General features: G+C 63.0%; 25 protein-coding genes. 21 read left to right on the plus strand and 4 right to left on the minus strand.

What is annotated here, in order from left to right:
* Nucleotides 1–29: 29 nt before the first annotated feature.
* From N7568_RS12840 to N7568_RS12860, 5 genes are all read left to right on the plus strand, one after another.
* Nucleotides 30–950 (plus strand): ABC transporter ATP-binding protein, encoded by a 921-nt coding sequence (locus tag N7568_RS12840; protein WP_261610199.1) that lies wholly within the window; start codon nt 30–32, stop codon nt 948–950.
* Nucleotides 932–2503 carry a transporter gene (locus N7568_RS12845; protein WP_261610200.1) on the plus strand — a complete coding sequence of 524 codons (1572 nt, stop codon included), beginning with the start codon at nt 932–934 and terminating at the stop codon, nt 2501–2503. Before N7568_RS12840 ends, N7568_RS12845 begins: the two co-directional genes overlap by 19 nt.
* Nucleotides 2504–2592: 89 nt before the next feature.
* On the plus strand, nt 2593–3375 hold the full coding sequence (gene nagB / locus N7568_RS12850) for a glucosamine-6-phosphate deaminase (RefSeq protein ID WP_261610201.1): 783 nt from the start codon (nt 2593–2595) through the stop codon (nt 3373–3375).
* 8 nt (nt 3376–3383) lie between these two features.
* Nucleotides 3384–3722, plus strand: a complete 339-nt coding sequence (locus tag N7568_RS12855) for a DUF3039 domain-containing protein (RefSeq protein WP_261610202.1) — start codon at nt 3384–3386, stop codon at nt 3720–3722.
* A gap of 112 nt (nt 3723–3834) precedes the next feature.
* On the plus strand, nt 3835–5610 hold the full coding sequence (locus tag N7568_RS12860; protein ID WP_261610203.1) for a DEAD/DEAH box helicase: 1776 nt from the start codon (nt 3835–3837) through the stop codon (nt 5608–5610).
* Nucleotides 5611–5690: 80 nt separating this feature from the next.
* Here the strand turns inward: N7568_RS12860 and N7568_RS12865 are convergent, their stop codons facing one another.
* Together N7568_RS12865 and N7568_RS12870 are read right to left on the minus strand one after the other, a co-directional pair.
* Nucleotides 5691–6317, minus strand: coding sequence for an isochorismatase family protein (locus tag N7568_RS12865; protein ID WP_261610204.1), 627 nt, complete (start codon nt 6315–6317; stop codon nt 5691–5693).
* Nucleotides 6317–7645 carry a nicotinate phosphoribosyltransferase gene (locus N7568_RS12870; RefSeq protein ID WP_261610205.1) on the minus strand — a complete coding sequence of 443 codons (1329 nt, stop codon included), beginning with the start codon at nt 7643–7645 and terminating at the stop codon, nt 6317–6319. The genes N7568_RS12865 and N7568_RS12870 overlap by 1 nt, the downstream gene beginning before the upstream one ends.
* Nucleotides 7646–7682: 37 nt before the next feature.
* Between N7568_RS12870 and clpS the strand changes: the two genes are divergently transcribed.
* The 6 genes from clpS (at nt 7683) to rdgB (ending at nt 11997) form a co-directional block, all read left to right on the plus strand.
* Nucleotides 7683–8045 (plus strand): ATP-dependent Clp protease adapter ClpS, encoded by a 363-nt coding sequence (clpS, locus tag N7568_RS12875; protein WP_261610206.1) that lies wholly within the window; start codon nt 7683–7685, stop codon nt 8043–8045.
* Complete coding sequence (locus tag N7568_RS12880) at nt 8038–8604, plus strand: DUF2017 domain-containing protein (protein WP_261610207.1); 567 nt, start codon at nt 8038–8040, stop codon at nt 8602–8604. Before clpS ends, N7568_RS12880 begins: the two co-directional genes overlap by 8 nt.
* 64 nt (nt 8605–8668) lie before the next feature.
* On the plus strand, nt 8669–9739 hold the full coding sequence (murI, locus tag N7568_RS12885; protein WP_261610208.1) for a glutamate racemase: 1071 nt from the start codon (nt 8669–8671) through the stop codon (nt 9737–9739).
* Nucleotides 9736–10533 (plus strand): MBL fold metallo-hydrolase, encoded by a 798-nt coding sequence (locus tag N7568_RS12890; RefSeq protein ID WP_261610209.1) that lies wholly within the window; start codon nt 9736–9738, stop codon nt 10531–10533. The genes murI and N7568_RS12890 overlap by 4 nt, the downstream gene beginning before the upstream one ends.
* Nucleotides 10534–10579: 46 nt before the next feature.
* Nucleotides 10580–11338, plus strand: a complete 759-nt coding sequence (gene rph, locus N7568_RS12895) for a ribonuclease PH (RefSeq protein WP_306422868.1) — start codon at nt 10580–10582, stop codon at nt 11336–11338.
* On the plus strand, nt 11335–11997 hold the full coding sequence (gene rdgB / locus N7568_RS12900; RefSeq protein WP_261610210.1) for an RdgB/HAM1 family non-canonical purine NTP pyrophosphatase: 663 nt from the start codon (nt 11335–11337) through the stop codon (nt 11995–11997). The genes rph and rdgB overlap by 4 nt, the downstream gene beginning before the upstream one ends.
* 67 nt (nt 11998–12064) lie before the next feature.
* On the opposite strand, the gene N7568_RS12905 is transcribed toward rdgB, so the two are convergent.
* Nucleotides 12065–12826, minus strand: coding sequence for a DedA family protein (locus N7568_RS12905; RefSeq protein WP_261610324.1), 762 nt, complete (start codon nt 12824–12826; stop codon nt 12065–12067).
* Between the two features lie 131 nt (nt 12827–12957).
* Between N7568_RS12905 and N7568_RS12910 the strand changes: the two genes are divergently transcribed.
* The 5 genes from N7568_RS12910 (at nt 12958) to N7568_RS12930 (ending at nt 16713) form a co-directional block, all read left to right on the plus strand.
* Nucleotides 12958–13359, plus strand: a complete 402-nt coding sequence (locus N7568_RS12910) for a GntR family transcriptional regulator (protein WP_261610325.1) — start codon at nt 12958–12960, stop codon at nt 13357–13359.
* Nucleotides 13356–14294: an ABC transporter ATP-binding protein gene (locus N7568_RS12915; RefSeq protein WP_261610211.1), complete on the plus strand. Its 939-nt coding sequence runs from the start codon at nt 13356–13358 to the stop codon at nt 14292–14294. The genes N7568_RS12910 and N7568_RS12915 overlap by 4 nt, the downstream gene beginning before the upstream one ends.
* Nucleotides 14291–14977 carry a hypothetical protein gene (locus N7568_RS12920; RefSeq protein ID WP_261610212.1) on the plus strand — a complete coding sequence of 229 codons (687 nt, stop codon included), beginning with the start codon at nt 14291–14293 and terminating at the stop codon, nt 14975–14977. The genes N7568_RS12915 and N7568_RS12920 overlap by 4 nt, the downstream gene beginning before the upstream one ends.
* 96 nt (nt 14978–15073) lie before the next feature.
* Nucleotides 15074–16084 carry an exonuclease domain-containing protein gene (locus tag N7568_RS12925; protein WP_261610213.1) on the plus strand — a complete coding sequence of 337 codons (1011 nt, stop codon included), beginning with the start codon at nt 15074–15076 and terminating at the stop codon, nt 16082–16084.
* Between the two features lie 77 nt (nt 16085–16161).
* Complete coding sequence (locus N7568_RS12930) at nt 16162–16713, plus strand: DUF4395 domain-containing protein (RefSeq protein ID WP_261610214.1); 552 nt, start codon at nt 16162–16164, stop codon at nt 16711–16713.
* 6 nt (nt 16714–16719) lie between these two features.
* Here N7568_RS12930 and N7568_RS12935 read toward each other — a convergent pair whose 3' ends face one another.
* A complete protein-coding gene (locus N7568_RS12935) occupies nt 16720–17790 on the minus strand; it encodes an ADP-ribosylglycohydrolase family protein (RefSeq protein WP_261610215.1) in 1071 nt (356 codons plus the stop codon).
* Nucleotides 17791–17872: 82 nt separating this feature from the next.
* Between N7568_RS12935 and N7568_RS12940 the strand changes: the two genes are divergently transcribed.
* From N7568_RS12940 to N7568_RS12960, 5 genes are all read left to right on the plus strand, one after another.
* Nucleotides 17873–18229, plus strand: coding sequence for a YidH family protein (locus N7568_RS12940; protein ID WP_261610216.1), 357 nt, complete (start codon nt 17873–17875; stop codon nt 18227–18229).
* A 2-nt stretch (nt 18230–18231) separates the two neighbouring features.
* On the plus strand, nt 18232–18576 hold the full coding sequence (locus tag N7568_RS12945; protein ID WP_261610217.1) for a DUF202 domain-containing protein: 345 nt from the start codon (nt 18232–18234) through the stop codon (nt 18574–18576).
* Nucleotides 18577–18730: 154 nt separating this feature from the next.
* Nucleotides 18731–19660: an aquaporin gene (locus N7568_RS12950; protein WP_261610218.1), complete on the plus strand. Its 930-nt coding sequence runs from the start codon at nt 18731–18733 to the stop codon at nt 19658–19660.
* A 71-nt stretch (nt 19661–19731) separates the two neighbouring features.
* A complete protein-coding gene (locus N7568_RS12955) occupies nt 19732–20934 on the plus strand; it encodes an exonuclease SbcCD subunit D (RefSeq protein WP_261610219.1) in 1203 nt (400 codons plus the stop codon).
* On the plus strand, nt 20931–23972 hold the full coding sequence (locus tag N7568_RS12960) for an SMC family ATPase (RefSeq protein ID WP_261610220.1): 3042 nt from the start codon (nt 20931–20933) through the stop codon (nt 23970–23972). The genes N7568_RS12955 and N7568_RS12960 overlap by 4 nt, the downstream gene beginning before the upstream one ends.
* Nucleotides 23973–23975 lie beyond the last annotated feature (3 nt).

Raw genomic sequence — 23975 nt, forward strand, 5'->3', positions numbered from 1 at the left:
GTTTCCATAAGCGCGGTTAGGCTGGTCACATGACGGAACCACGCCATGAAACCACGCCCATGTCCGCGCCGCCACAAACCGACGCGCCGCCACAAACCGACGCGCCGCCACAAACCGACGCGCCGCCACAAACCGACGCCGCCCCGCAACAGGGCGCTCCGGAACTGCCCTCAGAAGGAGCTCCCGGGGGTTCTCCCCTCGCCGCGCTGTCCATTCGTGGACTGGCCAAGCGCTTCGGTGACAAGGTAGCTGTCGATGGCGTCAGCCTGGAAGTGCCGGCGGGTTCCTTTTACGGGATGGTTGGTCCCAACGGTGCCGGCAAGACCACAACCTTGTCCATGGCCACTGGGCTTCTCCGGCCGGACTTTGGCACGGCCTTGATCCATGGAGTGGACGTATGGGCGCGGCCCTTGGAGGCAAAGAAGCTCATGGGTGTCCTGCCCGATGGCGTGCGTCTCTTTGACCGGCTGACGGGCGAACAGTTGGTCACTTACTCCGGACTCCTCCGCGGCATGGACCGCGATGTTGTTGCTTCGCGGGTTCCAGAACTGTTGGCTGCCCTTGATCTTGAGGCCGATGCCGGTTCGTTGGTGGTTGATTACTCGGCCGGCATGACCAAGAAGATCGCGCTGGCCTCCGCGCTGATCCACGCGCCCCGCCTCCTCGTCCTTGACGAGCCCTTCGAGTCCGTCGACCCTGTCTCGGCTTCCAATATCCGGGGCATTCTGGAGGGATATGTGGCGTCCGGAGGAACTGTCATCGTGTCCAGCCATGTCATGGACCTGGTTCAACGCATGTGCAGCCACGTTGCGGTTGTGGCCGGCGGTCGCGTCCTGGCAGCGGGATCGGTAGACGAGGTCCGCAACGGTTCAACCCTGGAAGAGCGCTTTGTTCAGTTGGTGGGCGGCGGACACCGGACGGAGGGGCTGGAATGGTTGCGCACCTTCTGAGCCTGAAGTGGCGTCTACTCCTTAATGGATTCAAACGCAGTCCGTGGCAGTTGGTTGGCATGGCCTTGGGACTGCTTTACGCGTTGGGATTGTTGGTCCTCCTGGTTGGAGGCCTCATAGCGCTGCGGTGGGCTGATCCGGAGATCGCCCACACCGTGGTGGTATTGGGTGGAGCGGCCACTGTCCTGGGCTGGGCAATCATCCCACTCGTAGCTTCGGCAGCGGATATGACGTTGGATCCCGCACGGTTCACTACGTTCGCCATACCGCCCAAGCAACTCCTGACGGGCCTTGCCTTGGCAGGATTCATCGGCATCCCCGGTTTGGCCACATTGATTGCCGCCTTGGGGACCGTTGGAACCTGGTGGCGAAATGTTCCTGCCGTGGCCGGGGCGCTGCTGGGTGCTGTCCTGGGTGCCGTCACGTGCATAGTGCTGTCCAAAGTAGTGACGACGGCGACTGCCGGCTTGGCCGCATCGCGGCGCTTCAAGGACGTGAGCAGCATTATCGTCTTCATACCCCTGGTGCTGCTTGGACCCATCATGGTAGGTGTCATTGACGGCGTGCGCGGCAGCGCGGACTACCTCCCGGTGCTTGCGCGCAGCGTGTCGTGGACACCGCTTGGTGCCGCGTGGTCGCTGGGTGGGGACCTTGATTCAGGAGATGTTGCCGCAGCTGGACTGAAGCTCCTGATCTCGGCAGCCACTATCGCCGGTCTTCTTCTCTGCTGGCATGTGCTGCTGAAGCGCGCTTTGGTGACGCCCCCTTACTCCGGAGGATCGGCCCGGAAGGGTGGGAAGCTTGGATTGTTTGGCTTGCTTCCGGGAACTCCTGCCGGAGCCGTTGCTGCCCGTGCTTTGATTTATTGGTTGAAGGATCCACGGTATGCGGCGTCCTTGGTGATTGTTCCGTTGTTCCCTGTTCTTTTCTTCTTCAGTGGCTCGCAGGGCGGCGGCTACGGCTTGCTCATGATCCTTGGACCGTTGACCGCTTTCGTCATGGCATGGTCCATTTGCGCTGATGTCTCGTATGACAACACCGCTTTTGCACTTCATCTTGCGGCGGGTGTCCGGGGAGTCGATGACCGGCTTGGACGCGCCCTGGCATGCCTGGCCATATCGCTTCCAATAGTGGTGGTCTTCACCATAGGACCGCTGTTCGTCACGGGGGATTGGCAGTGGCTGCCCAACCTGCTGGGCTTGTCCATGGGAACGCTTTTCACTGGGTTGGGGCTCTCCTCGGTCATTTCGGCCCGCTACAACATTGCAGTGCCTTTGCCCGGTGATAGCCCCTTCAAGAAACCGCCGGGAAACGTCGCCCAAACCCTGGCCGTCCAGGCGGTGGGAATGGGTGTCCTGGCCCTCCTGTTGGTGCCGGAGCTTGTCCTTGTGGCTGTCCAGGCTTTTACCGGCGGACCCGAAGCCGGCTGGATCAACCTGGTGGCAGGTCCGTTGCTGGGCGTCATCCTGTTCGTCGTGGGCGTACGTCTCGGTGGAAAATGGTTGGACGCGCGGGGTCCGGAAATGTTCGCCCAACTCAGCGTGAACCGCTGATCGCGTAACAACCATGCCCATAGGTGGGACATGGGATAACCTCTGTTGACAGATAGCTCTGAAGATCCTTACCAAGAAAGGCCGTGACGATGGAAGTTGTCATTCTCCCTGGCACCAAACAGATCGGTGCGCTTGCAGCCGATGCCATTGAGGCGCTGGTCCGCCGTAAGCCCAACGCCGTACTGGGGTTGGCTACAGGATCTTCCCCGCTGCCGGTCTATGACGAGTTGGCCCGCCGCTACGATGCCGGTGGACTGGACTTCAGCCAGGCCCACGGATTCGCCTTGGACGAGTACGTTGGCCTCGAAGCCGGGCATCCGGAATCGTACCGTGAGGTGATCCGGCGCGAGTTCACCAACCGCGTGAACATCAAGCCTGAGAACGTCCATGGGCCTGACGGGGCGGCGGCGGACCTGGAGGCAGCCTGCCAGGCATACGAAGACGCCATCAAGGCCGCAGGCGGAGTTGATCTCCAGATCCTGGGCGTCGGCACTGACGGGCATATTGGCTTCAACGAGCCCGGCTCTTCCCTGGCCTCCCGTACGCGCATCAAGACGCTGATCGAGCAGACGCGCAAGGACAATGCGCGCTTCTTCGACAGCATCGACGACGTCCCCCACCACGTAGTGACGCAGGGACTGGGAACCATCATGGATGCACGCCACGTTGTGCTTGTGGCCACAGGGGCCCAGAAGGCGCAGGCTGTCCGGGACTTCGTCGAAGGGCCCGTAGCTGCCATTTGTGCAGCGTCCATCCTGCAAATGCACCCGCACGCCACGATTTTGGTGGACGAGGCGGCCGCATCATCGCTGAAGCTGGCTGATTACTACCGGCACACGTACGACAACAAGCCGGAGTGGCAGGGCATCTAGACGGTAAGATGTTTGGCATGACTACGCTTCCTCCGGATCCATTCGAAAACGACCCCATGCGCGAGCTTTCCGGAGCCGGAACGTCCACTTCCACCATTGAGCGCGAGGAAACGCGCCAGGAAGTGGAACCCGGCGATCGCGAGCGGTTCTCGCATTATGTCCGCAAGGAAAAGATCATGGAGTCGGCCCTGAGCGGCGAGCCCGTCATTGCCCTGTGCGGCAAGGTCTGGACGCCGGGACGCGATCCCAAGAAGTTCCCGGTCTGCCCGGAGTGCAAAGAGATCTATGACGGACTCCGCCCCGGCAATGACGGCGGAAAAAACGGCGGCCCGGGCAACTCCAAGTAGTGGGTGGGAAGAGAACACAGGTCCCTTCTGATCGTCACCGCTTTGTGGTCCGCTTTGGCGTGCCCGGAGGCTGGGGAAATATCATCGCTGCCGTCAGGCCGGGGGAGTCCGCATGACAGAAACACTTTTTGGTGGTCCATCCCTGCCTCCGGCGTACCCGGAACGGGCCGCATGGGGCACGGCGCCCAAACTCCGTGCCTGGCAGCAGGAGGCGCTTGACCTCTACATGAACCGCAACCCGAAGGACTTCCTGGCCGTCGCGACCCCCGGTGCAGGCAAGACCACCTTCGCGCTGCGCATCGCCACGACGCTGCTGGACAGCGGAGTGGTCAACCGCATCACCATCGTCGCCCCTACCGACCACCTGAAAAGGCAGTGGGCAGATGCGGCAGCGAAAGTTGGCATCGCCATTGATCCCAACTTCAAGAACTCCGACGGCCAACACGGCCGCGGATTTGTGGGTGTGGCCGTCACGTATGCGCAGGTAGCGAGCAAGCCCATGCTGCATCGCGCGAAGACTGAAGCGGCCCGGACGCTGGTGATCCTGGACGAGATCCACCACGGTGGCGAAGCGCTCTCCTGGGGAGATGGGCTGCGTGAGGCGTTCGATCCCGCTGCGAAGCGTCTCTCGTTGACGGGTACTCCGTTCCGTTCGGATACCTCGCCCATTCCATTCGTTGAATACGCTGAGGACCGCGACGGCATCCGCCGTTCCAAAGCTGACTACACCTACGGGTATGGCAACGCCTTGCGGGACCATGTGGTCCGCCCCGTCCTGTTCATGGCCTACTCCGGCCAGATGCGCTGGCGGACCAGTGCCGGCGATGAAATGGCGGCTTCCCTGGGTGAAGCTGCCGTGACCAAGGACATTACCTCCCAGGCGTGGCGGACTGCGTTGAACCCCACAGGGGAGTGGATTCCTGCCGTCCTGGCTGCGGCGGACAAACGCCTCGGCGAGGTAAGGCGTACGGTGCCGGACGCCGGCGGGTTGGTCATTGCGACGGACCACGACGACGCCCGCGCCTATGCGGGCCAGCTCAAGAAGATCACAGGGCAGTCGCCCACGGTGATTCTCTCGGACGATTCCAAGGCCTCCAGCAAGATCGAGGAATTCTCCGCGGGCGACCAACGCTGGATGGTGGCTGTCCGCATGGTGTCTGAAGGCGTCGACGTCCCACGCCTTTCGGTGGGCGTGTACGCCACGTCCACCTCCACGCCGCTGTTCTTCGCCCAGGCCGTAGGCCGTTTTGTGCGTGCCCGCAAGAGGGGCGAGACGGCGTCGGTATTCCTTCCGTCCGTGCCGCCGCTGATGATCCTTGCCAACACCATGGAAGCTGAGCGGGACCATGCCCTGGACCGCCCCGAGAAGGACGACGACGGACTCTTCAGTCCCGAAGAGAACCTCATGGCGGAGGCCAACCGCGAGGACAAGGCCTCGGACGAGCTCACCAAGGGCAAATTCGAAGCGTTGGACTCCCAGGCGTCTTTCGACCGCGTCCTCTTCGACGGCGGCGAGTTTGGCACGGGCGCCGACATTGGTTCTGATGAAGAGCTGGACTTCCTGGGCATCCCCGGCCTCCTGGACGCCGAGCAGGTGGGAACGCTGCTGCGTCAACGCCAGCACGAACAGCAGTCGCGCAAGAAGCGGCAATCGCCGTTGGCGGCTGCGGCCTCTCCGGCCGTACCCGACCACCGCATGCTCATGGACCTTCGAAACGAACTTGCCAAGAACGTCGCTGCCTGGGCTGCACGTACCGGCACGCCGCATGGGGTTGTCCATACCAAGCTGCGCGAAGTGTGTGGTGGCCCGGCTGTGGCGCAGGCGAACGAGGAGCAGCTGCAGGCACGCCTGCGCAAGTTGCAGGACTGGTTCATCGGCAGGAAGTAGCCAACCTGCCCCCGACATAGAGCATAAGAAAGGCGCCGCACATGTGCGGCGCCCTTTCTTATGCTCTGGTGACTGGCATGTCAGTCACGCTCAACTTCGACGCCGGCCGCTTCCATCTCGTCGAACGCATCGGTGAGGTCGTCGGCGATTCCGGCCGTAAGCTCCGCGATGACCGTGGTGGTATACCCGGCCTGAATGGCATCCAAGGCCGTTGCCTTGACGCAGTAGTCCGTAGCGAGGCCCACCACTACCACTTCCTCGACGTCATGGCTCTGCAGCCAGTCGTCCAAGCCGATTGCGTCCTCGTCGAGGACTTCGGCCACTGTCGCTCCTGCCTTGAGGTCACCGGAAGGCACGTCGTCTTCCGGCGCAAGGACCCCTTCGAATCCGGAGTACGCGGCTGTGTACTGCCCTTTGCGGAAATAGGCCTGGATGTACTCGGGGTCCAGGTCTTCGTGCAGTTCGGCGCCTTTGGTCCGGGCGCGGCAATGCGGAGGCCAGGAATCCACCATGTCCGGGTCGTCGGAAAAATGGTCTCCCGGTTCGATGTGCCAGTCCTGGGTGGCCACAATGTGGTCGAAGTGTTGCTGGTTGGCGTCCACGTACTCGGTGATGGCGCCGGCTACTGCTTCCCCACCTTCCACGGCCAGGGTGCCGCCTTCGCAGAAGTCGTTTTGGACATCGACGATGATCAGGGCCCGGGACATCAGTTCTCCTCGTAGATGGTGGGAATGGCGGCCTCGCCGCGTTGCAGGCGATTCACGACGGCGGGCAGTTCGGCCATGGTGGCGGCGTGCCTCTCCTTGGCGCGGACCACGCCTTCAGGTCCGGTCCATCCCGGCAGCACCTCGCCGTTCTTGACGAATTGGTGAAGCAGCGCACGGTCGTTGCCATCGTCCTCCGGGCGGTGTCCAATGCCCACGACTTCCTGGGTGGCCCGTCCGCGGTCATTGAGTTTGCGGAGGGCGTATTTGCGTCCGCCCACGCTGGCCTTGTTCTTGGCGGCCTTGGCAACCGAGATGAACTCTCCGGCATCGTTGGTGCGGCTTACCAGCTTGTAGACCATGCTGGCGGTTGGGGCGCCGGAGCCGGTGACCAGGGAGGTGCCAACGCCGTAGGAGTCCACCGGGGCGGACTGCAGAGCGGCGATGGCGAACTCGTCGAGGTCCGAGGTCACTACGATCCGGGTGTTGACGTTGCCGAGGTCATCGAGCATTTGCCTGACCCACTGCGCTTGCGCAATCAGGTCGCCGGAATCCAGCCGGACGGCCCCCAGCTTGTCGCCGGCAAGTTCGACTGCGGTGCGTACCGCAGTCTCGACATCGTAAGTGTCCACCAGCAAGGACGTGCCAGGGCCGAAGGCGGCGATCTGTGCTTCGAAGGCCTCGCGCTCGGTGTCGTGGAGCAGGGTGAAGGAGTGGGCCGCGGTGCCTACGGTCTTGATACCGTAACGTCGCCCGGCCTCCAGATTGGAGGTGCTGGCGAAGCCGGCGATGACAGCGGCGCGGGCGGCCGCCGTCGCGGATTCCTCCTGGGTGCGCCGGGAGCCCATCTCGATGCAGGGGCGGGTGCCCGCCGCTGAGGTCATCCGCGAAGCGGCAGAGGCGATGGCGCTGTCGTGGTTGAGGACAGACAAGATGAAGGTTTCCAGGATGCAGGCTTCGGCGAACGTGGATTCCACGATGAGGATGGGGGAGTTGGGGAAGTAGGCGTCACCTTCGGCGTAGCCCCAGATGTCGCCGCTGAATTTGTAGTCGGCCAGGTAGTCCAGGGTCTCCTGGTTGACCACTCTGTTTTGCTGAAGGAACGCAAGCTCGGCGTCGCCGAACCGGAAGTCGGCGATGCCCTCCAGCAGGCGTCCGGTGCCGCCCACCACGCCGTAGCGCCGGCCGTCAGGCAAGCGCCGGGCGAAGGCTTCGAACACCGAACGGCGATGCGCGGCGCCCGAATGCAAGGCAGCCTGAAGCATGGTCAGTTCGTAGTGGTCTGTGTACAAGGATGTTGCGGGGTGGTCCCACGACGTGGCTCTACTCACGAATTCACTCTAGTGCGAGCCGCCATAGAATGGACAGATGAGCCCTAGCGTTGCGTATGGCACGGACATCGATGAACGGACGAAAGCTGAAGAGCAGTCGTCCACCGATGTCCTGACAGCCCCTGATATCCCGTGGAACCTTGTGATCTGGAATGATCCCGTGAATCTGATGAGCTACGTGAGCTTTGTCTTCCAGAGCTACTTCGGCTATTCGGAGTCCAAAGCACACAAGCTCATGATGGAGGTCCATAAGAAGGGCCGGTCCATTGTGGCTCACGGCAGCAAGGAACAAGTGGAGCAGCACGCGGTGGCCATGCACGGATTTGGCCTCTGGGCCACGGTGGAGAAGGCCGCCAGCGGCAACGAAACACCCGGGAAGGGCGGCCGCCAGCGTGGCTAAGGCATTCAAGTATGGACTCAAGGGCATCACTGGATTCCTGGAACCGGCAGAGCGCGACCTCCTGAGGGGGTTGTTTGACGATGTCATTTCCATGTTGGAGCAGGACATCCGGGAGAACGAGGACCCGCTGGCAGCGCTGATCGGCCTGGACATGGACGTCAAGCAGCCGGGCGACAGGGCCCTTCTTCGGCTCCTGCCAAATGTCATGAAGGACGACGACGGCGGCTCGCTGGAGTTCCGGCAACTCACCGAACGCTCGGTGCGGGAAAACAAAATCGGTGCGCTGAGGGCTGCGGCCATGGGACTGGACAAGGACGAGCTGGTCCTGTCGCCCGAAGACTCCACCCGTTGGTCCATGGCACTGAACGACGTCCGGCTGGTGCTCGCCGAACGCCTGGATATCCGGGACGAAGCTGACGCGGAGCACATCCACAGCATGCAGGACTGGAGCCAGGCTGAGGACGTGGAGAGTTACCTTGCCCTGGTCTACAACTTCACGACGTGGCTCCAGGAGTCCTTGGTGCAGGCCATGTTGGCTGCAAGGCAGGCGAAATCCTGATCCGGACGGTGCGGTGGCGCTCCAGCCCTGTGACACATCAGACACGAGGCGGAGAGCACAGTTAATGGCCGCACACCATGGGAAGCCTTATTCTCGAATAATTATGACTTCAGCATCGGGTTCACCAGGCGGCGCCTTGGGCAGTGGCGTCCCCCTCGGCGACGGGGAACTCATAGGGACGCGTCCTATCGGCATCTTTGATTCCGGCGTGGGCGGATTGACGGTAGCGCGGTCCATCATTGACCAGCTCCCCAACGAGTCGATCCTCTATGTAGGCGATACCGCCAACGGCCCCTATGGTCCACTCCCCATCGCCGAAGTACGCGCCAACGCGTTGGGCGTCATGGACGAACTGGTGGATTCAGGCGTAAAGCTGCTGACCATAGCCTGCAATTCGGCGTCCGCCGCGGTGCTCCGTGATGCGAGGGAACGCTACACGGCCCGCTACGGCATCCCGGTGATAGAGGTTATCCAGCCGGCAGTCCGGCGGGCAGTCTCTGCTACCCGTTCCGGCAAGATCGGCGTCATTGGAACATCCGCCACTGTGGGGTCCAGAGCCTACGAGGATACGTTTGCTGCCGCTCCGGACCTGACCATAACGTCCGTGGCCTGCCCGGCGTTCGTGAACTTCGTGGAGGCGGGTGTCACCACGGGCCCGGAACTTTTGGCCGCAGCCAATGAGTACTTGGAGCCCCTCAAGCACGCCGGCGTGGACACCGTTGTCCTGGGATGCACGCACTACCCGCTGTTGACCGGCGTTATTTCCTTCGTCATGGGCGAGGACGTCACGCTGGTCTCCAGTGCTGAAGAGACTGCCAAGGACGTATATCGGGCCCTGGCCAACCATGGCATCCAGCGGACAGAGTCCCAGGCGCCGAGCCACGAATTCATTGCCACAGGCGACGCCACGCAGTTCGAGACATTGGCCCGCCGCTTCCTTGGGCCTGAGGTCCTCTCCGTGAAGCATGTGGACCACGTCGCAGCCCAATATCCCACGGGCAGCCTGGCCCGCATCACCCCCGAGATGCTCGAAGCAGCACGTTCGGGAACCGGGCTGTCCCGCCGCTCGTATTTCGTGCAGCCCCAGGACAGCCCCAACAGCGGCGCAGGAGCAACCTTGGGGCGTGGACTGTGAAACTCACCATCGTAGGATGCACAGGCTCGTTTCCCGGTCCCGGTTCCCCGGCATCGTGCTATTTGGTGACGGCACACGATGGTGAGCGCGAGTGGAAGATCGTCATGGACCTCGGCAGCGGAGCCTTGGGAGCGATCCAGCGCTACACCGATCTTGAGGACATCGACGCAATATTCCTCACCCACCTGCACCCGGATCACTGCATGGACCTGTGTGGGCTCCACGTGGCGGTCCGCTGGAAGCCCGGCGGATGGGGCCGCGACCGCTTGCCCGTGTGGGGACCTGCGGCTACTGCGGACCGTATGGCTACGGCCTATGGGCTCGACCTGGATCCAGGCATGCATGAGGAATTCGATTTCACGCACTGGGCCGAACTCAAGCCTGTCACTGTGGGTCCGTTCACCGTGACGCCGTATGCCGTCAACCACCCGGTGGAAGAGGCCTATGCGCTGCGCGTGACGGCCACCGAGCCCGGCAAGGACGGCGTTCCGGTGACCAAAATCCTGACCTACTCGGGCGACACCGATTCGTGCCAGGGGCTGGAAGATGCGGCCAAAGGATCGGACCTCTTCCTGTGTGAGGCAGCGTTCGAGGAAGGCCGGGATGACGACATCAAGGACGTCCATCTCACGGGCAAGCGTGCAGGGGAAGCCGCAACGAACGCAGGCGCCAAGCGTCTCCTCCTCACCCACATTCCTGTGTGGACCTCACAAACCAAGGTGTTGTCCGAGGCCAAACCTGTGTTTGCCGGTGACGTGGCAGTTGCCGTAGCTGGAGTCCACTACACGATCTAGCTCTACAGGCGTCGGGCAGTGCCACGAGCTTGGCTAAGCTTGAACCATGAATTCTGAAGCTACAGCCACACCCGTCATCCGTGCCGATGGCCGGACACCCGACCAACTGCGACCCATCAGCATCACCCGCGGCTGGTCGAAGCAGGCCGAGGGCTCGGCTCTGATCGAGTTCGGAAACACCCGGGTCTTGTGCACGGCTTCGCTGACCGAGGGCGTGCCGCGCTGGCTCAAGGGCGAAGGCCGCGGCTGGGTCACTGCAGAGTACGCAATGCTTCCCCGTGCCACGAACACCCGTTCCGACCGTGAGTCCGTCAAGGGCAAGATCGGCGGACGCACGCACGAAATCTCGCGCCTCATTGGCCGCTCCCTGCGCTCCATCATCGACACGAAGGCGCTCGGCGAGAACACGATCGTCCTGGACTGCGATGTGCTGCAGGCCGATGGTGGCACACGCACGGCCGCGATCACCGGCGCCTATGTGGCGCTCGCAGAGGCCATTCGTTTCGCCCGCGAAAACAAGCTCATTGCCCGCAACGCCGAGCCGCTGGTGGACACCATCGCGGCGGTCTCAGTAGGCATCATCGACGGCGTGCCCATGTTGGACCTGCCATATGTGGAAGACGTCCGTGCAGAGACGGACATGAACGTGGTGGTGACCGGTTCCGGCAAGTTCGTTGAAGTTCAGGGCACAGCCGAAGGCGCTCCCTTCGACCGCGACGAGCTCAACGCACTTCTTGACCTCGCCCTGCTCGGCACAACCCAGCTGTCCGCCATCCAGCGCGAGACGCTGGCGGAAGCTCCGTGAGCGGCGCACTGGCACCCGGGGTTCCGCGCCTCGTCCTGGCGACACACAACAAGGGCAAGCTCAAGGAACTCCGCGAACTTCTTCGTGGTCAGGTTCCAGGACTCGACGTCGACACCCAGGTGGTGGACGCCGCTGCGGCCGGTGCCCCGGACGTTGCGGAAACGGGTGTCACGTTCGCCGAGAACTCACTCCTCAAAGCCCGGGCTGTTGCGGAAGCGACCGGCCTGGTAGCCATTGCCGACGACTCCGGCCTGGCCGTGGATGTCCTTGGCGGAGCGCCGGGCATCTTCTCTGCACGATGGTCCGGAAGTCATGGGAACGACACCGCCAACCTGAACCTGCTGCTTGCGCAGCTCTCCGATGTTCCGGATGCGTTCCGCGGAGCAGCGTTTGTGTGCGCGGCAGCTTTGGCGGTGCCCGGTCCGGACGGCATTGCCCACGAGACTGTCGAGTACGGCCAGATGGAGGGGACGCTGCTGCGGGAACCCCGCGGTGAGGGTGGATTCGGCTATGACCCCGTGCTGCAGCCGGTCGGGATGGACCGCAGCTGCGCCGAGCTTAGCTCCGAAGAGAAGAACGCCATCAGCCATCGCGGCCAGGCCTTCCGTGCTCTGCTTCCCGCGATCGTGTCGGCGTTGAGCGGGTCCGGCTCGAACTAGCTTCTTCGTCAGACGCAAAAGGCACCCCGCCGTGCGGGGTGCCTTTTTTGTGCTCGGGCGGTGATCCTCAGAGCTCGCCGTGCTTGCCGCCTTCGTGTTCTTCGATGAATTCCTCCACGGGGTCGGTGCCTGCCGCTGCCGCCTTGCGCTTGGCGACGAATCCCCGGCCGATCTCAATGAAGATCGGGATGACCGAGATCAGGACGATGACAATGAAGATGATGTCGATGTTGTTGCCAACCCACTCGAACTGGCCAAGCCATGCGCCGAGCAGGGTAACGCCGCCGCCCCAGAGGACGGCGCCGATGACGTTGAAGAGGAAGAACTTGCGCTTATCCATCTGCGCAACGCCTACGATCACCGGCACGAAGGTGCGGATGATGGGTACGAAGCGCGCCAGGATCAGGGCCTTGCCACCGTGCTTCTCGAAGAACGCATGGGCGCTCTCCACATTTTCTTTCTTGAAAAGCCGTGAATCCGGCTTGTTGAAGATGGCCGGGCCGGCCTTCGATCCAATGAGATAGCCGGTCTGGTTGCCGATGATGGCGGCCACGATGATCATGCCGCACATGGCCCACAAGTTGAATTCGATGGCGCCGGTGGAGACCAGCAGCCCCGCCGTGAACAGCATCGAATCGCCCGGCAGGAAGAAGCCCACCAGGAGGCCTGTTTCTGCGAAAACAATGGCGCAGACCAGGAGGACCACCCACGGTCCTAACGGGGAATCGCGGAGGAATACGTCGGGGTTCAACCAGTCCGGCAGGAACGAAGCCATGGAGGGCTGCACCGGTCCCGCGCCCCCGAAAGTGGATACGGCAAGGTCGCTTATCGCAGAAAAGATCACCCAACAAGCCTACTTGACGGCCGTCGTCGTGATTTTCGGGGGAGAACCCTTGACTCCTGCCTCACTGCTTGTATGGTTAGTTACATGAGTAATGAACCAGTGAGGCCGTGATGCTCATGATCGATGACAGCAAACCGATCTTTATGCAGATCGCCGAACTCATCGAGAACGGAATCGTGGACGGCAGCATGGCCGAAGAGTCGCAAGTGCCCTCCACCAACGAGTTCGCAGCGTTCCACCGCATCAACCCGGCAACCGCTGCCAAGGGCGTCAACCTGCTGGTGGATTCGGGAATTCTCTACAAACGCAGGGGGATAGGGATGTTCGTCGCCACAGGGGCGCGCGCCCAACTGGTAGCGCGCCGCACCGAAGAGTTCTTCGAGCAGTACGTCAAACCGCTGGCATTGGAAGCCCGGAAGCTGGGCATCTCGACCGAGCAGCTGAACACCATGATTGAACGCAGCTCCGGGCTTGCCCCGGAATCCGGGACAGACAAGGAAAGGAGCGCGGCCCTGTGAACGACACCATCGTCGAGGCCCGTAACCTGATCAAGCACTACAAAGACCTTAACGCGCTGGACAACGTGAACCTGAGCCTCTCGGCGAACCGGATCTACGGACTGCTGGGCCGCAACGGCGCCGGTAAAACCACGTTGATGTCCATCCTCACCGCACAGGCCTTCGCCACGTCCGGCGAAGCACTCGTCTTTGGCGCCAGCGCCTACGAGAACGAGGCCGTGCTGTCCCGGATCTGCTTCATCCGGGAATCCCAAAAGTATCCGGACGACTTCCAGCCGCAGCATGCCTTCCGCTCCGCTGCCCTTTTTTACAAGAACTGGGACCAGGCCTTCGCCGACCGGTTGGCCGAAGACTTCCAACTCCCCATCAAGCGCAGGATCAAGAAGCTCTCGCGCGGCCAGTTGTCCGCCGTGGGAGTCATCATAGGTCTTGCGTCGCGTGCAGAACTGACGTTTTTCGATGAACCGTACCTGGGACTCGACGCCGTGGCCCGCCAGCTGTTCTACGACCGCTTGGTGGAGGACTACGCCGAACACCCGCGCACCATCATCCTGTCCTCCCACCTGATCGATGAGGTGGCCAACCTCCTGGAGCACGTGGTGGTGATCGATCGGGGCCGGATCATCATGGACGCCGATGCCGATGACATCCGCGGTTCCGCCGTCACCGTTTCCGGATCCGCCGAAACGGTGGATGCCTTCCTCCTTGGACGGAAGATCCTGCATCGGGAAACCCTGGGGTCGCTGGCATCGGTGACCGTGGACGAATCGCTCGGAAGCCGTGAGCGCGCCGAAGCGCAGGAGCTGGGACTCGAATTGTCGCCCGTTTCCCTGCAGCAGTTGGTGGTTCGCAAAACCATGGCCGGCGTGGGCAGTACCGGCGTTGGATCCGACACTGGAGATTTCGCCGACGACACTTTGGAGGCAAGGCGATGAGCAGGACAGTAGCAGTTGCCCGCATGCAGCTGATCAATAAGTGGACGTACATCGGGTGGCCCTTGACCATCCTCGCGGCTTCCTTCCTGATGTCGCTGGCCATCTTCGCCCTGATTCCCGTCCAGGAAGGCAAGTACGGTGGTGGCAGCCAGGCGCCCATGTGGTACTTCCTGGTCCTCGGCATCCAGAGCATGACCTTGGTTTTCCCCTTCTCGCAGGGTTTGAGCATCAGCCGCAAGGCGTTCTACCTGGGTACCCTGGGCCTGTTCTCACTCATCGCTCTCGGGATGACAGGGCTCTACCTTCTGGGTGGCGTCATCGAAAGGGCAACCACCGGCTGGGGTGTCTACGGCTACTTCTTCAATATCCCCTGGGTTACGGATGGTCCGTGGTACTCCACAGCTGCGTTCTTCTTTGTAGTGATGATGTTCATGTTCATCATCGGGTTCTGGTTCGCCACCATTTTCAAGCGCTGGGGCACGAGTGGCACGTTGGTTTCCACGCTCGGAACGTCAGTGGCCCTGATCGGCCTGGCCGCCCTCACCACGTTGCTCGGATGGTGGGGATACGTTGGAAGTTGGTTCGCCCAACAGAGCCCGTTGAGCATCAGCGGGTGGGCGGCGCTGCTATGCGTCCTGCTCGCCGCGGGCTCCTACGCAACACTCCGGCGGGCCACACCTTAAGCAGCGAAATGTCGTGTTCGCCACAAAGCAGGCCCGAAGGGCCGCCCCGCCGCGGAAATCGGCAGGGGCGGCCTTTTCCGGCGGTAACCTTGTCCAGTGGCATTGGACTTTACGGCGATCGACTTTGAAACAGCCAACGGCTTCCGGGGGTCGCCGTGCTCGGTGGGCCTCAGCAAAGTCCGTGGTGGAGTGGTGGTGGAAGAAGCCTCCTGGCTCATGCGCCCGCCGGAGAACCACGACCACTTCGAATTCCACAACACGCGCATCCATGGCATCCGCGCTGAAGACGTAGCCGGGCGTCCCCGGTTCGGGGAGCTCTTCCCCGAGATTGGCGCGTTCATCGGGGACGACGTCCTAGCCGCTCACAACGCTGCTTTCGACCTCGGGGTCATCCGATCCGGCCTGGAAGTGTCCGGCCTTGCCGGCCCAGCCTATGACTACGTCTGCACCGTCATGCTGTCCCGCCGCTGCTACTCACTGGTTTCCAACTCCTTGCCGTATGCCGCAGAGGAGGCCGGAGTGCCCCTGGTCAACCACCACGACGCCGCAGAAGACGCCCGGGCCTGCGCCGGTATCCTGGTGGACATTGCCCGACGGAACAACGCCAACAGTATCGCCGAACTCTATCTTTCCCTCGGTCTCAACCTGCCACAGCAACCGGCATTCGATCCCGCGCAGGGTCTGTCCAAAGCGACCATGTCCGCGCTCGCCGCAAAGACTGGCAGCTCCGCGGAACACACCCTGGAGCGAGCGCCGGGCGTCCCCAGTGGTTGGTCGGCCTGGCCGGAGGAGGGACCCAACCCCCTGCCCAACCCCGCCGCCGAACCTGGACATCCGTTGTTCGGGCAGACCGTCGTCTTCACGGGGGACCTCGCCATTACCCGGCCGGAGGCGAAATCCCGCGCCGCGGATATGGGGGCACGCCCCGAAAGCAGGGTCACTGCACGGACCACTGTCCTCATCGTGGGAGATGGCTTCGTGGCCGGTGACCTTCGCGCCGGCAGGCTTACCGGCAAAGCCAAGAGGGTGCTTGAACTGCACGCCAAGGGCCAACAGATCGAGGTTGTCTCCGAGGGCGAGTTCCTGCAGATGGTCGGCGGGGCTTAGCTGCATTGAGGCGGTGATGGGGTCATACTTCGCAACAATGCTTCCCACTGGAAGAGCGGCGCTCCTAGCCTTGGGGCATGACCAAACCAACGCTTGCCCAGGCACCGGAACGCCAGCACGCCGGCGTTCCCATAAACGGCGGAGTTGATTGGCGGGCTGTTTTTGCTTTCCCTAACCCCGTGAACGAATACGCCGCCCGAATCACGGCAGGACTGGTTGTGGTGCTGGCTGTCGCAACACTGCTGACAGGCTGGGGTTGGGGCTTGCTGGCGCTGGCCGCCGGCTTCTGGCTCCGTGTGCTGTTTGGTCCCCGGATCTCCCCGCTCGCACTGCTGTCCGTGAAGGTGTTGGCACCCCGGATTGGGCATGCCAAGCTCGTGGCCGGCCCTCCCAAGCGCTTCGCCCAAGGTATCGGCGCCGCGTTGACGAGTGCCGCCGTCGTGCTGTTCTTTATCGGCTACCAGCCGGCCGCATGGGTCCTGCTGGGGCTCCTTATCGTGGCCGCTTCGTTGGAAGCGTTCGTCGGGTTTTGCCTTGGCTGCGCGATCTTCGGCTTCCTGCAGCGTCGGGGCTTTATCCCCGACGAAGTGTGCGAGGCCTGCAACAACGTCACGCTTCGCCGGACGTAGCGCTTACTATCCCGTAGTGACGGCCAGCAGCCTGTCGGCCATGCCCCGAATGACCTCAGGGGCTTCCAAAGCTGTGAGCCAATCGGCCGGCAGGCACTCTTCCCCGTAGCAAGCCCCCAGGATGTTTCCAGCGATGGACCCTGTGGAGTCACTGTCGCCACTGTGGTTGATGGCCACCACGACCGCGTTTCGGAAATGCTCCGCTGGTGAGCTGCCGCTCGTGGCCAGCGCTGCGTAGAGGCCGACGGCGAGCGCCTCCTCTGCGATCCACCCCTCGCCCAGCGCTGCAGTCAGTTCTTCCGGGCTCACTACCGTGGGTTGCAAGGACAACTGCAATGCAGCTTCAAGCCTCTCCCCAAGTTCGGGTGCCTTGGTGGGGACGCCGTTGACATAGGCGAGGGCCGCCGTTGCGGCAGTGCGGATATCGCTTCCGGCCACGATGTTGTGGATCAGCAGGCCGAAAGCCGCTGCGCTGAGTCGAGCCGAAGGGTGTCCGTGCGTGAGGGAGGCGGCGTCGGAGCTGAGCTTGTAGACGGCCTCCCGGGAAATATGGGGAATAAGGCCGAACGGCGCCGAGCGCATCACCGTGCCGCATCCCTTGGAGTCTGCGTTGACCGGCCGTGCGACGGTCCCCATCTCACCGGTCGCCAAGCCACTGAGGCAGGCGTTCCCGGGTGCCCGGCGGTGACGCAGGACTTCCTGGGCGTCTATCCAGCGGGGTTGCGGCACGGGGGCGGAGGAGGCAACAGCAACGTCCTGGGTGCCGAGCCAGCGCAGGTAGGCCAGCCAAAGGCAAGCGATTTCGTCAGCGGCCACGCCGTCGTTGGCCCATTCGAGGGCTTCCACAAGGCCGTCAACCGTGTACAAGGTCATTTGGGTGTCGTCCGAAAAGTGACTGCTGCCGTCGAGTTGTCCGAAAGATTCCAAACCGGTAGATCCGTAGCGGGCACGAATCGCGGCGATGGAGTCAAACTCCACAGCGTAACCAAGGGAATCACCCAGCGCCCCTCCCAGAAGTGTCCCGTGGACGCGGGATTCGAAAGACGGAACAGCGGGGGACGTAGGCTCAACACTCATGCCAGTAACTTACCGTGCCCGGGAACCCCCGCTGGTATGGTGGGGAAGCTGCCCGGCACTGACAAAACTTGGAGAGAACATCGTGCGAGAACCTGCTTGGCGACGGACAGGCAAGACACCGGACTACAGGTTTTCCCTTGCCAACGAACGCACGTTCCTCGCCTGGATCCGCACATCCCTGGCCTTGCTCGCCGGCGCGGTTGCCGTTGACCAGCTGGCTCCGAATATCGCGCCGACTCCCGTCCGGCTGGTCTTGTGTGTCTTGCTTGCCTTGGTCGGGGCGGGTCTGGCCGCACTTTCCTACCGCCGTTGGGGACAGATGGAAGCCGCGATGCGCAAGGACCAGGCGCTCCCGTTCTCCCGGGTCATGCTGTTCATGACCATCGTGGTGGCTGTAGCGGCGTTCGCCTTTGCGGTGCTGATATTGGTGGCGCGATAAGTATGGAAGTCCGCGATCCCGGCCTGCAGCCCGAGCGCACCACTCTGGCTTGGCGTCGGACGCTGATTTCCCTTGTGGTGGTGGACTTGTTCATTTGGCGGAGCTGGCTGACCTCTGAACCGTCCACCGGCAACCTCATCGGGGACCTTCCCGGACTTGATTACCAAGGGATCTGCGCCCTCATGGCGGCTGCGGCCACCGTTGTCCTGGCCTGTGTGGTGTGGGTTCGCTCACGCCAACTGCACGTCGGAAACGAGGCAGCATCGGCCCGGCTTGTCCTGGTCAGCACGCTCGCTGTGATGGGGCTCGGTGGCACCGCGATCGCAGCCATCGCTTTGGGCGGCTAAGCTCAAGGGCGGTATTCAGCAACCGCCCAGACTCGGCTGGCAAGATACACAAGGGCTCCGGCTTTGAGTTTGGATCACCCCTGCCGCGCAGCGGGCAACGCGTTACGAGGCCGGCCATGCCGGCAACCACACCAACCGTAAGGACTCATTCGACATGACCTCTCCTGTTCAGGCCACTCCCGACCACCAACCGGGACTTGTTGCCCGGCTGTCGGCTGAAGCTTTGGGATCGATGTTTGTTGTGGTTGCCGCGGTGGGTGTCGGGATTTTTTCGAATCCTGGTGGGGCGCCCTTGCCGGTAGCCCTGGCAACCGGCCTCACGGTGACGGTAGCAATGCTGGCCTTCGGCCACGTCTCCGGTGGCCACTTCAACCCGGTGATCACCTTGGGCAATCTGATTGCCGGCCGAATCCGGGCTGTGGCGGCCGTAGCCTACGTGGCGGCGCAAATCATCGGTAGCGTCGTGGGTGCTGCGTTGATCTACTTCGTAGTGACCACCGTGCCGGTCCTCACGGAGGCCCGGGCGGCGTTCGACGTCGTTGCGCCGGGCTTTGGCGAGCACGCGTCCGCCCAAACGCAGATGGCCGGTGTTTTGCTGGTTGAAGTCCTTGGTTCGGCCCTGATTGTGGCAGTGTTCCTCGGCGCGACAACCGGCCGCCGGGCTGTTCCGGCCATGGCCCCCTTCGCCGTGGGCCTTGCCATGGCTGTCTTGCTTCAGTTCGGCCAGGTCCTGGGCAACATTCCCTTCAACCCGGCGCGGGCAACGGGCCAGGCCTTCTTCAGCTCGTCCTGGGCGCTTGAAGGCTTGTGGCTCTTTTGGGTGGCCCCGCTGATGGGCGCCGCGCTTGCCGGACTCGCCTTCCGTGGCTTCCAGGGCCTTTCACGCGCTACGGATGCCGGGGCTGAGGACGTCCAGGCCGGCAACGATGGCATTAACGACGCCTTTGATGAAGTTGACGAGCAGGCCGGGGACGCAGAAGAAAAGGAAGCTGCCGCCAAGTCGGAGACAGCATCTTCGCTACCCGCTCCGTCCGCGCCCGCCGGTGATGATGCCCGCGATTTCTTCGACGGCAAGAAGGGCTAAAAGCCGGACAGGATCGACGACGGACGGCTTGTCTGCGCTTTAATGTCGGTGCCCCCGGTTAACTTGGAAATATGCGGTTACTACACACTTCGGATTGGCATCTTGGCCGGTCATTCCACGGCGTTGGCATGCTCGAGGCCCAGCGCAATTTCGTGGACCAGTTGGTATCCGTCGTCGAGGACAGGGCCGTGGATGTCGTCCTGATTGCAGGGGACGTCTACGATCGCGCGTTGCCTGGGCTGGACGTCGTCAAACTGCTGGATGATGCCCTTGTCCGCATCACCCAGGCAGGTGCAAGTGTGGTCTTGACCAGCGGAAACCACGACTCCGCCATCCGCTTGGGTTTCGCCTCCCGGCTGCTGGAGCGCGGGGGAGTGCACTTGCGGACCCGGGTGGAGGATCTGGACGTACCGGTTGTCTTCCCGCTCCGAACTGACGGGAGCACAGGGAACGCAGGGGACACCAGCGGTGTTGCCGCCCACGTTGCCATCTACGGAGTTCCCTATCTTGAACCCCGTCTGGTGGCTGAGCGGTTGGGCGCAGAAAACGCAAACCACTTTGACGTCACGTTGGCGGCAGTGGAGCGGATCCGGCGGGATGTTGAGCGCCGGGCAGGGTCCGGACCCGTCTACCCGGTGGTCCTGGCGCACACCTTCGCCAGCGGAGGCATCACCTCGGACAGCGAACGGGACCTGAGTATCGGCGGACTGGGGGCAGTACCGCTGGACCTCTTTGCGGACTTCACCTATACGGCTTTGGGCCATCTTCATGGCCGCCAGGAGCTGGCACCCAACGTCCGGTACTCCGGCTCTCCGTTGGCCTATTCCTTCTCGGAAGCCAAGCACCGGAAGGGCGCCTGGCTTGTCGATATCGGGCCAGATGCCGTGGTGGATGTTGAGGAAATTGTCTGGGACGCACCCAAATCCCTCGCCACGCTTCGAGGAACGCTGGACAGTCTGCTGGTTGCCGGAGAGCACGCTTGGGCAGAAAGTGCCTATTGCCAGATCACGTTGACGGATGCACAACGGCCTGTCCAGGCGATGGAGAGGGTGCGCACCCGCTTCCCTGACACGTTGGTCCTGGCTTTCGACCCCGAGGGTGCTGGGGCGCGGACTTCCACCAGCTACAGCAACCGGCTCGCCGAGGCGGAGGACGACCTTGGAGTCTGTTGCGGCTTCCTGGAGCATGTCAGGGAACGCGGTGCCAGCGATGCAGAGGAAGCTGCAGTGCGCGAGGCCCTTGAAGCTGTCCGGTTGCAGGAGGCTGAGCTGTGAGAATTCATCGTTTGGACATCGAAGCGTTCGGTCCGTTTGCAGCGCCCCAGCATATCGATTTCGACCAGTTAAGTGCCCAGGGACTGTTCCTCCTCAATGGGGCCACCGGGGCTGGCAAGACCAGCATTCTGGATGCCATCTGCTTCGCCCTGTACGGTTCTGTGCCCGGCGCACGCCAGGAAGGCAAGCGCCTTCGAAGCGATCACGCGGCTCCCGGTGCTGAGCCACGCGTGGTGTGTGAGTTCTCCGCCCGCGGTCGACATTTCGAAGTGACGCGGTCGCCTGCGTGGGAACGGCCCAGTGCCCGCGGCCGCAATGGATACACCACCCAGCAAGCCAAGACCCTTCTCCGGGAGCGCGTGGACGGAAGCTGGGAAGAAAAGTCTTCCAGGAACGACGAAGTGGGTGCCGAGCTCGCCGATGTCCTTGGAATGGACCGTGACCAGTTCACCAGGGTGGTGATGCTGCCGCAGGGTGATTTCGCGGCGTTCTTGCGGTCCAAGGCCAACGACCGGCTGGACCTCCTCCAGAAACTTTTCGGTACGCAGCGCTTTGAAGCTGTTGAACACCAGCTTGCCCAGCGGGCATCAGTTGCCGCCCGCGCGGTGCAGGAGAACGCTTCGGAACTGAAGATGCTGTTGGACAGGGTCGCGGCAGAGCAGGAGCAGCTTGGGCTCGCCGATGCCACCGCCCGGGATTCCGTCACTCCGGGCGAAGACGCTGCTGCCGCCTCAACGGCCGGACTGGAACCGGAGTCGTGGCTTGCCGGGGTGGAAGCCGCTGTGGATGCTGAATGGAAACGCCGCCGGAATCAGGCCACCGAGGCCGAGTCCTTGTCAGCCCGCCTTGCGGAAAAATTCCAGGAGGCGCAGGACAAGTCGCTGCGGCATGGGCGCCTGGGCGCCGCAACGCAGCGCAGGGTCTTGTTTGAACTTGCCGCACCCCGGGCACTCGAGAACAAGGAGATGCTCGGAAAACACCGCCGTGCTGCTGTTCTGAGCGGCCATCTGGAAGCAGTTGATTCCGCGTCCCGCAAGGTCCAGGCTGCCGTTGCGCTGGCAGCAGGCATTCGGGATAAGTTGGATGCGGCGGGCGTGGATGCCGGCAACCCTGCCGTTTCCCTGGACAAGGTCAAAGCAAGCTGTGCAGTGCTCGAGGCCCGTCTTCCTGACGAGGAACGCATGGACGGGATTGCAGCCCGCCTAAAAGCCAAACGCGACGAACTGGCTGAACACCAGTCCGCGGCGGAAACAGCAGCGTCGACCCTGAAACAGTTGAGCGACGAAGCGCTCACTGTGCAATCGGCGATCGAGCCCCTGGAGCCTTTGGCGGACCAGCTGGTCGAGCTGGAACGGGATGCTGCGGCCGCAGCCGAACTCGTTGGCATCGTGGCCAGCCATTCAACGGCCACCATCGGCTTGGAAACGATCACGGGGAAGCATCTCCAAGCGCGGACCACGTCACAGGACCTTCGGCAGCAGTGGCTCGATGTCCGTGAGCTCCGCCTGGCCAACGCTGCAGGGGAACTGGCAGCGGCGTTGGAGAGCGGCAAGCCGTGCGCCGTTTGCGGAAGCGAACACCACCCCAACCCCGCCGCGGCCGTTCGATCAGCGCTCTCCCTGGCCCAGGAAGAGGAAGAAGCCAAGGAACGATACGAAACAAGTGAGAAAGCACTGGGGCTCCTCGCCGGGCAAGTGTCCACCGCAGCCCAGGTCCTCGCCGGATTAGTGGCCCAAGGCGGTTCGATGGACGCCGCGGAAGCAGATTCCAGGCGGGCATCGGCCGAAGCGGCCGCCTCCGCGGCACGGAAGGCAGCAGGTTCGCTGGAGAAGCTCCGGGCTCAGCACCAGACCCTTACCAGGCGCATCGTCCATGTGCAGGAAGAACACACTGGATTGGTGGGTGCATCGGGCCAGGCAGCATCGGCGGTCCTGCTGCTGCAAGAGCAATACAACGCCTTGGAGGCAGACCTCGCTGGTTTAAGGGGTGACTTCCCGAGCCTGCGTGAGCAGCTGGAAGCCCTGGAGGCCGAGCGCGTCCTGCTTCAAGCGGCCGCAGATGCCGACCGGGAACTGGAACATGCCACACAGGCCAAGGATGACGCCGCCGCCGCCCTTGAACGGGCCTTGCCGGAATCCGGGTTCGAGACGGCTGAGGAAGCGCGTCGCGAACTCCTTTCGCCCGCCGACGTTGTGGGACTTGAAAAGGACCTGGCGGATTTCGATGCTGAATCTTCCCGTCTGGATGAGTTGTTTGCCAGTGAGGACCTGGTCCTGGCGGCGAAGGAAGCCAGCATTGGAGAACTTCCGTTACCCGGTGCCGAACTCACCGACATTAAGCTCGAGGCTTCCCGCGCCGCGGAGAATGCCCGGGCCGCGGCTTTGTTGGCGGGCCTTGCCGGAAAGTCCGCGGAAGTCGTCGCCCGTTTCCGGGCGGAGTACCTGGAGCTCGCCCAAGCCGGCAAGGAGCCCCGGAACCAAGCGAGGATGCTGGCTGAGTTGGCTGACACCGTGAGGGGATCCGGTGACAACGGCTACCGCATGAGCCTGAACACCTATGTCCTGGCCGCACGCCTGGAACAGGTGGCCATCGCCGCCTCCGAGAGGCTCGTCGCCATGAGCGATGGCCGCTATACGCTGCAACATACTGATGCCAAGGCGGCGCGGGGCGCAAAGTCGGGGCTCGGGTTGGAGGTTGTGGACGAGTGGACAGGCCAGCGGCGGGACACCTCCACCCTGTCGGGCGGTGAATCCTTCATGGCATCGCTGTCCCTTGCCCTCGGTCTCGCGGACGTCGTCCAGCAGGAAGCGGGTGGCGTTGACATTGAGACATTATTCGTCGACGAAGGCTTTGGCAGCCTGGACGAGCAAGCCTTGGAACAAGTGATGGACGCCTTGGAAGGACTGCGCGACGGAGGCAGGGTGGTGGGTTTGGTCAGCCACGTCGCGGAGATGAAGCAACGCATCACCAATCAGCTCCAGGTGGTTAAGGGGCGGCATGGTTCCAGCGTGCGTATTGCCGAAGCGGTTCCGGTCTGACAG

The organism is Paenarthrobacter aurescens (assembly GCF_025421775.1).
GTDB lineage: Bacteria > Actinomycetota > Actinomycetes > Actinomycetales > Micrococcaceae > Arthrobacter > Arthrobacter aurescens_B.

Coding starts and splice junctions, on each gene's coding strand:
- N7568_RS12840 (WP_261610199.1), top strand. CDS start 30: ATGACGGAACCACGCCATGAAACCACGCCCATGTCCGCGCCGCCACAA.
- N7568_RS12845 (WP_261610200.1), top strand. CDS start 932: ATGGTTGCGCACCTTCTGAGCCTGAAGTGGCGTCTACTCCTTAATGGA.
- nagB (WP_261610201.1), top strand. CDS start 2,593: ATGGAAGTTGTCATTCTCCCTGGCACCAAACAGATCGGTGCGCTTGCA.
- N7568_RS12855 (WP_261610202.1), top strand. CDS start 3,384: ATGTTTGGCATGACTACGCTTCCTCCGGATCCATTCGAAAACGACCCC.
- N7568_RS12860 (WP_261610203.1), top strand. CDS start 3,835: ATGACAGAAACACTTTTTGGTGGTCCATCCCTGCCTCCGGCGTACCCG.
- N7568_RS12865 (WP_261610204.1), bottom strand. CDS start 6,317: ATGTCCCGGGCCCTGATCATCGTCGATGTCCAAAACGACTTCTGCGAA.
- clpS (WP_261610206.1), top strand. CDS start 7,683: ATGAGCCCTAGCGTTGCGTATGGCACGGACATCGATGAACGGACGAAA.
- murI (WP_261610208.1), top strand. CDS start 8,669: ATGGCCGCACACCATGGGAAGCCTTATTCTCGAATAATTATGACTTCA.
- rph (WP_306422868.1), top strand. CDS start 10,580: ATGAATTCTGAAGCTACAGCCACACCCGTCATCCGTGCCGATGGCCGG.
- N7568_RS12910 (WP_261610325.1), top strand. CDS start 12,958: ATGATCGATGACAGCAAACCGATCTTTATGCAGATCGCCGAACTCATC.
- N7568_RS12920 (WP_261610212.1), top strand. CDS start 14,291: ATGAGCAGGACAGTAGCAGTTGCCCGCATGCAGCTGATCAATAAGTGG.
- N7568_RS12930 (WP_261610214.1), top strand. CDS start 16,162: ATGACCAAACCAACGCTTGCCCAGGCACCGGAACGCCAGCACGCCGGC.
- N7568_RS12935 (WP_261610215.1), bottom strand. CDS start 17,790: ATGAGTGTTGAGCCTACGTCCCCCGCTGTTCCGTCTTTCGAATCCCGC.
- N7568_RS12945 (WP_261610217.1), top strand. CDS start 18,232: ATGGAAGTCCGCGATCCCGGCCTGCAGCCCGAGCGCACCACTCTGGCT.
- N7568_RS12950 (WP_261610218.1), top strand. CDS start 18,731: ATGACCTCTCCTGTTCAGGCCACTCCCGACCACCAACCGGGACTTGTT.
- N7568_RS12955 (WP_261610219.1), top strand. CDS start 19,732: ATGCGGTTACTACACACTTCGGATTGGCATCTTGGCCGGTCATTCCAC.